We start from the raw sequence: 14,024 nt of genomic DNA, 5'->3' as shown, positions 1-14,024 counted from the left end.
GCCCCCCCTCGACCCGGCCCAGGGAGGCGACAGGGCGCACTCGTTACCATAGAGCCATGTTCAGTTATCGCCACGCCTTCCACGCAGGCAACCATGCCGATGTGCTCAAGCACACGGTCTTGATCGCCGCCTTGCAACACCTTACCGAGAAGGACGCGGCCCTCACCGTGCTGGACACGCATGCGGGCGCGGGCCTGTACCGGCTCGACGGCGACTACGCCAGCACCAGCGGCGAAGCTGCAGACGGCATCGTCCGCCTGTTTGCCCCCACGGCCCCAGCCCTCACGCCGGCCCTGCAGGCCTATGTGGACATGGTCCGTGCCTTCAACCAGGGCAACACGCTCCGGGTTTACCCAGGCTCCCCGTTCATCACCCAGCGCCTGTTGCGCGACCACGACAAGCTCAAGCTCTTTGAGCTGCATCCCACCGACCTGCGCGCCCTAGCGGGCAACGTGGCCCAGCTCGAAGCAGGCCGCCAAGTGGCCGTGCTGCACGAAGACGGGTTCGAAGGGATCAAGAAATTCCTGCCTCCACCGGCCCGCCGCGCTTTGGTACTGTGCGATCCCAGCTATGAAATCAAGAGCGACTATGCCAAGGTGCTCGATATGGCGGCGGATTCGCTCAAGCGCTTTGCCACCGGCACGTACGCATTTTGGTACCCCATCATCCCGCGCCCCGAGGCGCACGACCTGCCCCGCCGTCTCAAGACCCTGGCCACCAAGGCAGGCAAAAGCTGGCTGCATGCCACGCTGACCGTCAAGAACAGCAAGCTCACCGAAAACGCTGCTGGCGACGTCAAGCGCCCAGGCTTGCCAGCCAGTGGCATGTTTCTGATCAACCCGCCCTTCACCCTGAAGGCCGCGCTCAAAACCGCACTGCCACAAATGGTGGAATTGCTGGCCCAGGACAAACACGCCACGCACACCCTGGAATCAGGCGGCTGATGCGTCCAAGTGGCGGGTCGTTCTTACGGCCCATCCGCCCCCACGTCCTCACTCTTCAGGGCAGGTCGATTCTCCATTGGCCACAGGAAACACCTCCACCGGCTTGAGCCCCAGACCGTGCAGCCCCAGGGCAATGGCTGCAGCGCGGCTCAAGTCCACGATCCGGCCCCGCGCATGGGGTCCCCGGTCATTCACGCGCACCACAACCCCTCGGCCCGTGATCTGGCTGCGCACACAGATGAAGGTGCCAAAGGCCAGGGTGGGGTGCGCAGCGGTCATTGCGTGCATGTCAAACCGCTCGCCACTGGCTGTCTTGCGCCGGTGAAACCCAGGCCCGTACCAGGACGCGAGTCCGGTCTCTGGCGCCACCTCGTACCGGCCAGACTCCCCCGAAGGCGCAGCCCATGAAGCGTCAATGGGCTCACCAAGAGGTTGCACCTCCTCATCCAGCAGCCCCGCCTCGGCCAACGCGGCATCCACGGCATTCGGGGTGGAGGGCTCTGCAGTGTTACCGGCCCCCTCTGCCTGCGCAGCAGGCAACCACGCACAGCAGACCGCAACCAGCAGGGGCAGCAGCCGCAGGTGGGCGCTAGCGCTTGCAGCGCTCCAGAAATGCTTCCTCAAACCGTCGCAGATCGTTTTTCTCTCCATCCGTCAAATCCGTTCTGGCGCGTTTGTTGGTAAGAATGCGGCGAGACTCGGCGCATTGCTGGGCGTGCCGCTCCTGCTGCTCCCTGGAAGCCTGTGCTGCGACCTGGGCAGACTTTTCGTCTTCCCGGCGCTGCTTGTCGCGGTGGCGGCGCTCCGCCGAAAGCCGTGAGTACGCATCCTGCTCCTCCTCCCGGCAATCGCGCCGGTATTCGCGCCGCATTCCTTCCACCACATCGGCCTTGATGCCCCGGCCATACGCTCCCCGGATGTTTTCATCCAGGGCCCGGCAGCGCGCGCTCAGATACTGATGGTGGTCTGGGGTTTCGGGCGATGACCGCACCGGCGAATAGCTGTCATAACGTGGCGATGAATATTGCGCCGGGGCAGGCCCCGCCACAGCGGCTGTGGTGCGGGCACCGTCAGGACATGGCCGCGACAGGACAAAGGTGTTCCCGCTATCGTCCCGGCAGTGGTAGCGGGTCTGCGCCTGAACGCCCGATATGCCCAACACCCACACACACAGCGCACACCATACCGCCACCCCAGCTCGTTCCATGACCACCATCCCCCTGCAAATGTTGCAAAGTGCTAATGGTAGCCAAGCCGTGGTCGTCAGATCCCCAGGCGGCGGCAGATTTCCAGAGTGGCCGCACTCTGGTTCATGGTGTAGAAATGCAGTGCGGGCACGCCCGCGCTGCGCAGCTGGTCACACAGGTCGGTCACCACATCCAGCCCAAAGGCCTTGATGCTGGCTGTGTCGTCGCCAAACGCCTGCAGGCGCAGCCGGATCCAGCGGGGAATCTCGGCACCGCAGGCGTCCGAGAAACGCATCAGCTGCGTGGAGCTTCCGATGGGCATGATGCCCGGCACCACAGGCACGTTGGCGCCCAGGCGCTGTGTGTCTTCCACAAAGCGGAAATACGCATCGCTGTTGTAGAAATACTGGGTGATGGCCGAGTCCGCACCCGCCTGCACCTTGGCGATGTAGGCGTTCAGGTCTGCCTCGGGCGACTTGGCCTGGGGATGCACCTCGGGGTAGGCGGCCACTTCGATGTGGAAATCCCGGCCCGTCTCCGCGCGGATGAAGGCCACCAGGTCACTGGCGTACTGAAACTCCCCGCCCGCGCCGTAGCCGCTGGGCAAATCGCCACGCAGCGCCACCAGGCGCTTGACGCCCATGGCCTTGAGCGTGGCGAGCTGCTCGCGCACGGACTGGCGTGTGGCACCAATGCACGAGAAGTGCGAGGCGGCGCTCACACCTTCGGCCAGGATTTCACGCACCGTGCCAAAAGTGCCCTCCTGCGTGGAGCCACCGGCGCCGTAGGTCACCGAGCAGAAATCCGGGTGCAGCGCATACAGCTGCTGGCGCGCGGCCCGCAGCTTGTCCGCACCTTCGGGCGTCTTGGGCGGAAAAAATTCAAAACTCACCGGAAAACCGGTGCCCTGGGCATTGGCAGCAATCATGGTGCCCTCCTCGCATAAACAAAAAATTCATGGTTGCCGTCGCCGCCCTGGATGGGGCTGTCGAGCCAGGCCTGTACGGCCAGACCCAGTTCGGCGCAGCAGTCGCGGATGCGTTTTTCCACCACGGCATACAGGGCGGCATCCCGCACCACACCGCCCTTGCCCACCTGGCCGGGCTGCAGTTCAAACTGCGGCTTGACCAGCATGAGCAGGTGGCCGTCAGGGCGCAGGAATGCGGCGATGGCGGGCAGCACCAGGGTCAGCGAGATGAAGGACAGATCCCCCGTCACCAGGTCGAACGCCGGTGTCGTGTCCACGCCCGCGCATTCGGCGCGGCGTCTGCGCTGGACGGGCAGTGTGCCCTGCGCGCGGGCTTCGGCGCGCAGGGCGCGCTCGGACTTGAAGGCTTCGATGTCCTGGTCCTTGGCGTCGCCGCTATCGTCGTAGGCTTCGTCCACCAGGCCGCCGTTGCGCATCCAGCTGTAGGGCGCCTCGGGCTGGGTTTCGTTGTCTTCGTCGGCTTCGACAACTTCAGAGAGCGCCAGCTCGCAGGCTTCCTGCAGCGCCTGTGCGGTCAGCGAGCGCGCGTTCACGCCCTCCACGCAGACCACACGTAGATCGCTGCGCAGCCGCTCGTGGAGCTGGCCATGGCCCACGTCCACACCGATGACCTGCGCTGCGCCCTGCTGCAGCAGGCAATCGGTAAAGCCGCCGGTGCTCTGCCCCACATCCAGGCAGCGCAGCCCGGCCACGGACAGCCCCGTGGCCAACAAGGCGCCTTCCAGCTTGAGGCCACCGCGCGAGATGTACTTGGCCTCGGCATCGTCCAGCAGCTTCACCTCGGCCACGGACGGGATGTCATCGCCGTTTTTGGCCACCTTCTGCCAGGGCGCCAGGGGTGACAGACGCCACTCCACGCCCGCAGCAATCAGCCGCTGCGCTTGCGAGCGCGTGGCCGCATGGCCCGCTTCCACCAAAAATACATCTGCACGCATGGCGCTCATCCTTTAAGAGTCAAATCAGCCTCCAGCGCTTATCCATCAAGCGCAAGCAGCTATCACAATAGTAGCAACCACGATGCAGTGATCCACCAGCGCACCGGCGGCATGCCGCCAAGGCGCGCAATGCGCCTGGGGCGCGGGATCAATAGCGGTAGGTGTCCGGCTTGTACGGGCCTTGCTTGGGCACGCCAATGTAGGCAGCCTGCTCGTCGGTCAGCTCCGTCAGCATGGCGCCCACCTTCTTGAGGTGCAGGCGGGCCACCTTTTCGTCCAGGTGCTTGGGCAACACGTAGACCTTGCCATTTTCGTAGTAGTCGCTGTGGGTGAACAGCTCGATCTGGGCAATGGTCTGGTTGGCAAAGCTCGACGACATCACAAAGCTCGGGTGGCCCGTGCCGCAGCCCAGGTTCACCAGGCGGCCCTTGGCCAGCAGGATGATGCGCTTGCCGTCCGGGAAGATCACGTGGTCCACCTGGGGCTTGATCTCTTCCCACTCGTACTGCTCCAGCGACGCCACCTGGATCTCGTTGTCGAAGTGGCCGATGTTGCAGACGATGGCCTGGTCCTTCATGGCCAGCATGTGCTCGTGGCGGATCACGTCCTTGTTGCCGGTGGTGGTCACGAAGATATCGGCCTTGTCGGCAGCGTATTCCATGGTCACGACTTTGTAGCCTTCCATCGCGGCCTGCAGGGCGTTGATGGGGTCGATCTCGGTCACCCACACCTGGGCGCTCAGTGCACGCAGGGCCTGGGCGCTGCCCTTGCCCACGTCGCCGTAGCCGGCCACCACGGCCACCTTGCCAGCGATCATCACGTCGGTGGCGCGCTTGATGCCGTCCACCAGCGATTCACGGCAACCGTACAGGTTGTCGAACTTGCTCTTGGTTACCGAGTCGTTCACGTTGATGGCGCGGAACATCAGCGAGCCCTTGGCCGACATTTCCTTCAAGCGGTGCACGCCGGTGGTGGTTTCTTCGGTCACGCCGATGATCTGGGCGCTCTTGCGGCTGTACCAGGTCGGGTCCTCAGCCAGCTTGGCCTTGATGGAGGCGAACAGGCAGGTTTCTTCTTCGCTGGTGGGGTTGGCGATCAGCGATGCGTCCTTTTCGGCGCGCTTGCCCAGGTGCATCAGCAGCGTGGCATCGCCGCCGTCGTCCAGGATCAGGTTGGGGCCTTCGCCTTCGGTGCCGGCGGGGCCAAAGTCAAAAATGCGGTGGGTGTAGTCCCAGTATTCGGCCAGGGTCTCGCCCTTGATGGCAAACACGGGCGTACCGGCGGCGGCAATGGCAGCGGCGGCGTGGTCTTGCGTGGAGAAGATGTTGCAAGAAGCCCAGCGCACCTCAGCGCCCAGGGCCTGCAGCGTCTCGATCAGCACGGCGGTCTGGATCGTCATGTGCAGCGAGCCCGTGATGCGGGCGCCCTTGAGCGACTGCTGGGGCGCGAACTCCTCGCGGATGGCCATGAGGCCGGGCATCTCGGTTTCGGCGATGCGGATTTCTTTGCGGCCCCATGCGGCCAGGCCGATGTCGGCAATGATGCAGTCGGTGTTGACCGGGGCGTTGACGCGTGCGTTCATGATGGTTTCTTGCTCCAAAGCATGTTGAAAAACCACTGGTCGCGGGAGTGAAAAAGCTCACCACACGAGAAGTGGATGAGCGTCGTTGCTAGATGACTCCGAGCCTCACGCCCCGCCTGTGCTGGGGACGCTGCAACGCTCCTCGGATCGGCGGATTATAAAAGCAAGTGCATTCCCCGCACCATGCCCCGGGATGAATCCGTCCTCGGCCTTGCACGGAACAGTAAAATCCCGCCACTGCCGCCCCTGCGTCCCACGCCGGTCCCGGCCCGAAGATTCTTGCGCAGGGCGCTCTGCCCCGCACCCATCCCATTCAGGAACCCCCTGTGTCCTACGCCCCCGAAACCCGGCGCCGCCGCACCTTTGCCATCATTTCCCACCCCGACGCGGGCAAGACCACGCTGACCGAAAAGCTGCTGCTGTTCTCGGGCGCGATCCAGATCGCCGGTGCCGTCAAGGGCCGCAAGGCCAGCCGGCACGCCACGTCGGACTGGATGGAGATCGAAAAGCAGCGCGGCATCTCGGTGGCCAGCTCGGTCATGCAGATGCTGTACCGCGAGCACGTGATCAACCTGCTCGACACGCCCGGCCACAAGGACTTTTCGGAAGACACCTACCGCGTGCTCACTGCCGTGGACTCGGCCCTGATGGTGATCGACGCCGCCAACGGTGTGGAAGCGCAGACCCGCCGCCTGATCGAGGTCTGCCGCCAGCGCGACACGCCCATCATCACCTTCGTGAACAAGATGGACCGCGAAGTGCGCGACCCACTGGACATCATGGACGAGGTGGAGCGCGAGCTGGGCATGCCCTGCTGCCCCATGACCTGGCCCGTAGGCCAGGGCAAGAGCTTTGGCGGCATCATCAACCTGCGCACCAAGACCATGACGGTGTTCGAGTCCGGCAGCGAACGCCGCCCACAGGACTTCGAGGCCATCCCCTTGTCGGACGAGGCGACTCTGCGCACACGCTTTGGCGCTGAGTTCGACGCCGCGCTGGAGAGCATGGAACTGGCCGTGGGCGCATCGCCCGCGTGGGACCATGAAGCCTTCCTGGCTGGCAAGCTCACCCCCGTGTTCTTCGGCTCCGGCGTGAACAACTTCGGGGTGATGGAGGTGCTCGATGCCCTGGTGGACATGGCTCCGCCCCCCGGCCCGCGCGTGAGCACGCTTGAAGTGAACAAGCAGCCCGTCATCAAGACCATTCAGCCCGAGGACGAAGGTTTTGCCGGCGTGGTGTTCAAGGTGCAGGCCAACATGGATGCCAACCACCGCGACCGCATCGCCTTTGTGCGCGTGGCCTCGGGCAAATACACGCCGGGCATGAAGCTCAAGGTGCAGCGCACCTCCAAGGAGCTGCGCCCCACCAGCGTGGTGACCTTCATGTCGCAACGCCGCGAGGCCGTCGAAGAAGCCTACGCAGGCGACATCATTGGCTTTACCACCCACGGCGGCGTGCAGTTGGGCGACACCATCACCGATGGTGCCAACCTGCAGTTCACCGGCCTGCCGTTCTTCGCACCCGAGATGTTCATGACCGTGGTGCTCAAGAACCCCTTGCGCACCAAGCAGCTGCAGCAGGGCCTGGCCCAGCTGGGCGAGGAAGGCGCGATCCAGGTCTTCAAGCCCGACGCAGGCGGCAACATGCTGCTGGGCGCCGTAGGCCAGCTCCAGTTTGAAGTGGTGCAGCACCGCCTCAAGGCCGAGTACGACGCCGATGTGCGCCTGGAAGGCTGCCAGTACACCGGCGCGCGCTGGATCACCGCCGACAACGCAGCCGACCTGCGCGCGTTCACCGACGCCTACCCGCTGCGGCTGGCGCACGACGCGGCCGACACACTGGCGTACCTGTGCACCAGCCCGTATGACGTGCGCCTGGCGCAAGAGCGGTTTCCGAAGATCCATTTCCACCCGCTGCGCGAGCATGCGGGGTTGGCGCTGCAGGGCGCATAGCCCGCACAAGAGGGGGAAATTCTTGCGCAGTCAGCCGGTCAATTTCTCCACGGCGCCGCTTTGCACCAGGACTTGCATCGGCTCCACCATTTCCGCACTGCCCCTGGTCGGTGCGGACTTGCTGCTGCTGAAGACTTGGACCAGAGGGCGTGATGTGCCTGGGAGTGTGGGCAGCAGAAGGCATCGAAGCGAAACGTGCAAAAACCGAGGATCGCGTGGTGCTACCGACAAGCCCAGGGTGGGCCCCTGGGCGCGGGAGGTGGTACCACGCGGGACCCGTTTTTCGCGCGTTGCAGCCGATGCTCCTTCTGCCGCCCGCACTCCTAGCCACAACACGCCTGCAGCGCTCAACTTCCTGCGTCATTGGCAATGGACGCTCCAGCATTGAAAGCCGCGCGCCACGCGCTGCGCGAACACATCGACCGCCATCCCTGGATCGAGTGTCTCAGCGCCACACTGCTTCTGTCTCTGCTCACCCTGCTGGTGCATGGCGCATCACTCCAGGGATCCTGGCGCTGGGATGACGGCGCTCACCTGAGCTACGCCGCCCAATACACACCCTGGCAATATTTCTTGGAGCCCCACATTGCCCAAGGGCACTCCAGTGCCAATGTCGCTCCATGGAACCTGCTGTTCTACGACATCAACCTGAGCTTGTTCGGCATGGCCGCCGCGGGCCACTACGCGCAATTGCTGCTGCTCGTGGGGCTGGGAGCCGCGTTGTTCTATGCCGTGTTGCGAGAGTGGGTGGAGCCCCTGCCCGCACTGATCGGCGCCGTTGCGCTGTTGCTTGGCAAGCCCACTGCCCACATCGCGGCGGGACTGATGCATGGGCACTATGCGACCGGCTTCGTGTTCGCCATGCTGTCGATACTGGGGTGGGCCCGGTATCTCAAAGGCGGGCGCGGATACTGGCTGGGGCTGTCGACCCTGGCCTACCTGATGGCGACTACCTGCAAGGAAGTCTATGTACCCCTGGTCGTCCTCTTGCCCTTCCTGCCCGTGGGCACGCGGCAGCAACGGGTGCGTGCTCTGATACCGTTTATGCTGATTGCACTGGTCTACATAGGGTGGCGCTACCTGCTACTTGGGCGCCTCGTGGGCGGCTACAGCCAAGGGGTTTTCGATGCCAGCGAGGCCCTGCGCCAGTTGCTCCGGGTTCCCAAATTGCTCCTCGGCTCCAAACCGCCCGGCAACATCCTTGCCGTTGTATTTCTCGGCCTTCTGTGTCTTGCGGCCGTGAAGCGCCGCCTCCATGCGCCTGTGTTCTTCGTGTCCTTGGGCATCGTCCTGCTGCCGCTGATACCGCTGACGGCCTTTCCGGGAATTCACAGTCCGGACCGCTACCTGTTCGTGCCGTGGGTGGCGTTTTCAGCCTGCCTGGCGGTCGTCTGGCCGCGAGAGACGCGCCCGGTTTTTGCACTTGTCGGAGGCGCAGCGCTTGTTGCGGCCCTGGCAGGTGTGCACGCGCAGGAGAAACAGGCGCTCAGGCCCAACCTGGCGTATTGGGACACGCTGTACCGCTTTGCCCTGTCGCTCGACAAAGAGCGGCAGGCCATATTCGTAGTCCCTGAGTTCGGAGGCACCGATGATGGATACAAACGCTCTGTACTGATCCGCGCCAGAAACACCGCCGACCTGTTTGCGCCAAAGCCGCAGCCAGGCGATTTGCACGTCGTGGACGAAAAGGGCCGTGGCCTGGAACAGGTCCCATTGGCCACCCTGCAGCTATTCGAGTTCCGTGGCGGGGACATGGTGCCCATGCCCCCCGAAAGGGTCGCAGAGAAACTCCCGAGCCTGGCGCGTGGGCAACCTGCCCAAAGTGTCCGTTAGAAGCAGCCATCTCTTCGTCCACAGAAAAAGGTGCGAGCCCGAGCGACAGCCCTCCGCGACTTTCACCAACGCCCCCTCTCGCCATCCCTATGCCTTCTCGTTCCCCCATGCTTCCGTTGAGTACCTGGAATCCTCCCGTCCGCCTCGTCGGCCTGCTCACCGACATCGACGACACGCTGACCACGGAGGGGGTTGTGCCTGCGCACGTGGTGCAGGCGATGGAGTCGCTCAAGGCCCGGGGACTGGCCGTGATTCCCATCACAGGTCGCCCCGTAGGCTGGAGCGAGCCCTTTGCGGCAGCCTGGCCTGTGGATGCCATCGTGGCCGAGAATGGTGCTGTGGCCCTGCAGCGCTCTCTGGACAAGCGCGATGCGCTGTTAAAACGATATCAACAGGATGCAGCCACGCGCGCAGCCCATTTCGCCCGCATGCAGCAAGTGCTGGCTGACATCGAAGCCAGGGTGCCCGGCGCCCGCCGCGCGACCGACTCGCCCGGACGCGAAACGGACATCGCCATCGACCACAGCGAGTTCACACACCTGCCTCAAGAGCGGATCGACCAATGCGTGGCGATCCTGCGCGCCGCAGGCATGAACGCCACCGTGAGCAGCATCCACATCAACGGCTGGTTCGGGGCGCACAACAAGCTGGAGGGCGCGCGCTGGATCGTGCGCGAGTTGCTGGGACGCGACCTCGACGCGGAGATCGACCGCTGGGTGTATGTGGGCGACTCGACCAACGACCAGCTCATGTTCGAGCACTTCCCCCACAGCGTGGGGGTGGCCAACATCGCGCGCTTTGCGCCACAACTGCAGCACCTGCCGCGTTATGTGACCCAGGGCGAACGTGGCGCGGGGTTTGCCGAAGTGGCACGGGCGATCCTGGCGGGTCTGGATCGCGGCGGGAGCTGAGCCTGAAGCAGCCTTGACCGAGAAATTTGAATAGAAATACGGCCTAGCGCTTGATGGATGTGCGCATATAGCTATATTTTTAATAGCAAAACTTCACAAGCCCACGCCCTTCTCAGGCCTTGAGGAAGATGTCCGTATCCGGCGCAAAGCAGGCGTGCAAGGGCAGCAGCGCCCCGCCCAGCGCGCGGGCGTCCGAGCCCATGGTGCCCAGCTCCAGCCGGGGGGGCTGGTGCAGGCCTTCCCAGTTGTAGTCGGCCAGCGCGTGGCGGGCACTCTCGCACAGTGCCTGCAGCAGCTCGGGGGCTGCGGCGCCATCGACCACCACGGCATCCAGGTCCAAAAACGCGGTGGCCGAGACGATGCAATGCGCCAGGCCCGCCGCAGCGCGCGCAATCCAGCCCCGGCTGTGTTCCAGCCACGGGGCCTGCAGAACGCGTTTGTCGTAGGCGGCCATGGGGTCGAGGCCGTGTTCCCGAAAGCGCTGCTCCAGCTCCCACAGCGATGCCTGGCTGATGAGCTGTGCGGGGGCCTGGCCCGGCTGGGCGGGTGACAGCGGCAGCGAGGCCACCGCACCCGCGTTGCCATGCAGACCGCGATGCAGGTGCGAATTGATGACCAGCCCGCCGCCCACAAAGGTGTCCATGAACAGGTACAGAAAACTCGGGATGTCGCGCCCGCGCCCCTGCAGCAGCTCGGCCACGCAGGCGGCGGAGGTGTCCTTGGCAAAGCTCACGGGCAGCTCGGTCATCTGCTGCACCTGCTCGGCCAAGTCGATGTTATTCCAGGCTTCCGACTGCGCCTCGGTGAGCCCCAGCATGCGGTGCCAGCCGCCGAGCTGGAACGGCGCTGCCACGCCCACGCCCACCACGCGCGAGCGCAGCGGACCCAGGCCGTCGAGCAGCTGGTTCAGGTGCGTGCGGATGGCGGGCAACAGCACGTCGATGTCAGGGAAGGCGTAGTCGAGCACGATGCGCTCGCGCACATGGCCGGTGAAGTCCACCAGCAGCCAGTCGGCACTGCGGCGGCCGATCTTGATGCCGATGGCAAAGGCGCCGTCGGGGTTGAGACCAATGGGCACCGAAGGCTGGCCCACGCGGCCGCGCACGGGGGCTTCGCGGCGCAGCAACTGGTCTTCGTCGAGCCGGGCGGTGATCAAACCGATGGTCTGCGCCGTGAGGCCCGTGACCCGCGCCATCTCAGCCTTGGCCAGGCTGCCGTGGGTGCGCAGCGCCTGCAGTACCACGCGCTCGTTGAACTGGCGCAGCCCCACGTGGTTGGAGCCGCGCTGGCGCAGCAGCGCGGGGCTGGCGGCAGCGTTGTCAACGGCGGGTAGGGATGCGTCGGTGTCCAGCATGGTGATGAAACGATCAGGCGTTCAGAGTGTCGCCGATGACGCCCTTGCGCAGCAGGAAGTTGCCCCAGGGCTGCAGCTCGCCCGTCACCACGATGGCATAGGCCTTTTTGACGCGCTCGTAGAACGCAAAACGCTCCACGCCTTCGGCCTGCGCGCTGGCCACGCCCTCGCGTGCCAGTACGGCCATGGTTTCGCGCTGCAGGGCCGATCGGTAAGGCACCTCGGTGCCGCCCACCTGCATGTAGGCCACGGGGTGCGGCACGTCTTGCGCCAATGGCAGCACGCTGGCCACGGCCTGCACGGCGCGTGCCATGCCAATGCCGGGCAGGCGCAGCACAGGCTTGCCCGCGCCCAGGCTCATGGCGGTGAAGTTGGCGTCGGCCAGCACGATGGCGTCGTCGTGGCCCATCTCGGCCAGCACCTTGAGCAGGTCGGGGGTCAGCAGGGGATCAATGTTCTTCAGCATGGGGGCGTTTCAGGCAAGGCATTCAGCGGGCAGGTCAGACGCGGCCATGGCCCCTGTCATCACAGCCACGGTGTCGCTCATGCTGATCTTCTTGGGGTTGACGACGGCGGCGCGCTTGCCCAAACGGGCGATGTGGATGCGGTCGGCAATCTCGAACACATGGGGCATGTTGTGGCTGATGAGAATGACGGGCAGACCTTTGTCGCGCACGCGGCGGATCAGCTCCAGCACCATGTTGCCCTCCTTCACGCCCAGGGCGGCCGTGGGCTCGTCCATGATGACGACATGGCGCGCAAACGCTGCGGCGCGCGCCACGGCCACGCACTGGCGCTGGCCGCCCGAGAGCGTCTCCACCGCCTGCGTCATGGAGCGGATGCCGACCTTGAGCTCGGCCATGCGGGCCACGCTTTCTTCGAGCATCTTTTTCTTGTCGAGCATGCGCAGCGCGCTGCCCAGCAGTCCGGGGCGGCGCAGTTCGCGACCCAGAAACAGGTTCTCGGCAATCGTCATGGCCGGGGCCACGGCCAGGTCTTGGTACACGGTTTCGATGCCCGCGCGGCGTGCGTCGATGGGGCTCTTGAACTGGATGCGCTGGCCGTCGAGCAGGATTTCGCCTTCGTCCGGCACGGTGGCGCCGGACAGCGCCTTGATCAGGCTCGACTTGCCCGCACCGTTGTCGCCGATCACGGCAAGGATCTCGCCTGCGCGCAGTTCAAAGTCAGCGCCATCCAGCGCAGTGACCTGCCCGTAGCGCTTGACCAGGCCCTTGGCCTGCATGACCAGCGGGGCGTTCGTTGTGTTTGTGGAGTTGGCCATGATCAACGCACTCCTTTGCGCGAGAGTTGGTCAGTGGCCACGGCCAGGATCACGAGGATGCCGGTGACCAGAATTTGGTAGACCGACGACACGCCCATCAGCGTGAGCCCGTTGCGGAACACGCCCACAATCAGCGCCCCCACCAGCGTGCCCAAAATCATGCCGCGCCCGCCAAACAGGCTGGTGCCGCCCAGCACCACGGCGCTGATGGCGTCGAGGTTCTCGGTCTGACCCGCATTCGGGTCACCCGCGCCGGTGCGGGCCACCGACAGTACCGATGCGATGCCGTAGAACAGGCCGGCCAGCACATACACGCCCAGCAGCACCTTGTCGGTGGCAATGCCGGTGAGGCGTGTGGCTTCGGGGCTGTTGCCCACGGCGTACACATGGCGGCCCGGCGCGGTTTCGCGCAGCGCAAACCAGGTGACGAGGTACAGCACCAGCATGAGCACCGCGCCCCAGACGATAGCGGTCTGCCCCAGCTGGAAGGTGTTGCCCAGTGCGGTCATGCCAGCGGGGATGTCGGTGATGGTCTGCGCGCCCGAGTACAGCTGCGTGGCGGCAAACGCGATGTTGAGCGTGCCCAGCGTGACGATGAAGGGCGGCAGCTTGATCTTGGTGACCAGCAGGCCGTTGATCAGGCCGAACAGCATGGTCACCGCCATGCCGCAGGCAATCGCCACGGGGGCCGAAAGGCCGTAGTCCGTCGCCATCTTGGTCATCACAATGCCGCCCAGCGCCATGACCATGCCACACGACAAATCGATGCCTGCGGTGAGGATCACCAGCGTCTGGCCAATGGCGATGACCGCCACCACCATGACCTGCTGCAGGATGAGCGCGAAGTTCTGCGCCGACAGGAAGCGCTCGCTCTGCGTGGCAAAAAAGGCGCACGCCAGGATCAGCGCGATGAACGGCCCCAGCGTGGCCAGCGGCGGTAGTTTGGAAGCGGTCGAGGACATGGCGGCTCCGTGCGGGTGGATGAGGTGACTCTCAGAGAGAAGGCGTTTTTTCAGAGCTGCTCGCAAAACTCAGCGAAGCGGTTCTGGCTAGGCG

At 64.9% G+C, this 14,024-nt stretch carries 13 protein-coding genes and 1 riboswitch; of the genes, 4 read left to right on the top strand and 9 right to left on the bottom strand.

All coding sequences use genetic code 11. From position 1 onward, the window contains the following. Positions 1–56 precede the first annotated feature (56 nt). Positions 57–944: a 23S rRNA (adenine(2030)-N(6))-methyltransferase RlmJ gene (locus ACODS0_RS22795; RefSeq protein ID WP_055393092.1), complete on the top strand. Its 888-nt coding sequence runs from the start codon at positions 57–59 to the stop codon at positions 942–944. A 48-nt stretch (positions 945–992) separates the two neighbouring features. On the opposite strand, the gene ACODS0_RS22790 is transcribed toward ACODS0_RS22795, so the two are convergent. The 5 genes from ACODS0_RS22790 to ahcY all read right to left on the bottom strand — a co-directional run bounded on the left by ACODS0_RS22790 (position 993) and on the right by ahcY (position 5,636). After that, on the bottom strand, positions 993–1,424 hold the full coding sequence (locus ACODS0_RS22790) for a septal ring lytic transglycosylase RlpA family protein (RefSeq protein WP_436131457.1): 432 nt from the start codon (positions 1,422–1,424) through the stop codon (positions 993–995). A gap of 109 nt (positions 1,425–1,533) precedes the next feature. Next, positions 1,534–2,160, bottom strand: a complete 627-nt coding sequence (locus tag ACODS0_RS22785; RefSeq protein ID WP_488837346.1) for a hypothetical protein — start codon at positions 2,158–2,160, stop codon at positions 1,534–1,536. A 47-nt stretch (positions 2,161–2,207) separates the two neighbouring features. Then, positions 2,208–3,059 (bottom strand): methylenetetrahydrofolate reductase [NAD(P)H], encoded by an 852-nt coding sequence (gene metF / locus ACODS0_RS22780; protein ID WP_121421226.1) that lies wholly within the window; start codon positions 3,057–3,059, stop codon positions 2,208–2,210. Further along, positions 3,056–4,054: a TlyA family RNA methyltransferase gene (locus tag ACODS0_RS22775; protein WP_431150792.1), complete on the bottom strand. Its 999-nt coding sequence runs from the start codon at positions 4,052–4,054 to the stop codon at positions 3,056–3,058. Before ACODS0_RS22775 ends, metF begins: the two co-directional genes overlap by 4 nt. 148 nt (positions 4,055–4,202) lie before the next feature. Beyond that, the gene (gene ahcY / locus ACODS0_RS22770; protein WP_488837344.1) at positions 4,203–5,636 is read right to left on the bottom strand and encodes an adenosylhomocysteinase; all 1,434 of its coding nucleotides are present in this window, start codon (positions 5,634–5,636) and stop codon (positions 4,203–4,205) included. Positions 5,637–5,706: 70 nt separating this feature from the next. Further along, positions 5,707–5,786, bottom strand: a riboswitch (S-adenosyl-L-homocysteine riboswitch). A gap of 176 nt (positions 5,787–5,962) precedes the next feature. Here ahcY and ACODS0_RS22765 point away from each other — a divergent pair. The 3 genes from ACODS0_RS22765 to ACODS0_RS22755 all read left to right on the top strand — a co-directional run bounded on the left by ACODS0_RS22765 (position 5,963) and on the right by ACODS0_RS22755 (position 10,332). After that, positions 5,963–7,588, top strand: a complete 1,626-nt coding sequence (locus ACODS0_RS22765; protein WP_488837342.1) for a peptide chain release factor 3 — start codon at positions 5,963–5,965, stop codon at positions 7,586–7,588. Positions 7,589–7,972: 384 nt separating this feature from the next. Then, positions 7,973–9,421, top strand: coding sequence for a hypothetical protein (locus tag ACODS0_RS22760; protein WP_488837340.1), 1,449 nt, complete (start codon positions 7,973–7,975; stop codon positions 9,419–9,421). A gap of 107 nt (positions 9,422–9,528) precedes the next feature. Further along, positions 9,529–10,332 (top strand): HAD-IIB family hydrolase, encoded by an 804-nt coding sequence (locus ACODS0_RS22755; protein ID WP_488837368.1) that lies wholly within the window; start codon positions 9,529–9,531, stop codon positions 10,330–10,332. 112 nt (positions 10,333–10,444) lie between these two features. Here ACODS0_RS22755 and ACODS0_RS22750 read toward each other — a convergent pair whose 3' ends face one another. From ACODS0_RS22750 to ACODS0_RS22735, 4 genes are read right to left on the bottom strand one after another with little or no spacing between them, the layout of a single operon-like run. Then, on the bottom strand, positions 10,445–11,686 hold the full coding sequence (locus ACODS0_RS22750; protein WP_121421229.1) for an ROK family transcriptional regulator: 1,242 nt from the start codon (positions 11,684–11,686) through the stop codon (positions 10,445–10,447). A 13-nt stretch (positions 11,687–11,699) separates the two neighbouring features. Next, complete coding sequence (locus tag ACODS0_RS22745) at positions 11,700–12,152, bottom strand: RbsD/FucU family protein (protein WP_121421230.1); 453 nt, start codon at positions 12,150–12,152, stop codon at positions 11,700–11,702. Positions 12,153–12,161: 9 nt separating this feature from the next. Beyond that, positions 12,162–12,968: an ATP-binding cassette domain-containing protein gene (locus tag ACODS0_RS22740; protein WP_488837337.1), complete on the bottom strand. Its 807-nt coding sequence runs from the start codon at positions 12,966–12,968 to the stop codon at positions 12,162–12,164. Between the two features lie 2 nt (positions 12,969–12,970). Then, positions 12,971–13,930 (bottom strand): ABC transporter permease, encoded by a 960-nt coding sequence (locus ACODS0_RS22735; RefSeq protein ID WP_488837335.1) that lies wholly within the window; start codon positions 13,928–13,930, stop codon positions 12,971–12,973. Positions 13,931–14,024: the final 94 nt, after the last annotated feature.

The organism is Acidovorax sp. FG60 (assembly GCF_057808995.1).
This window is presented reverse-complemented; position numbering and strand designations above follow the sequence as displayed.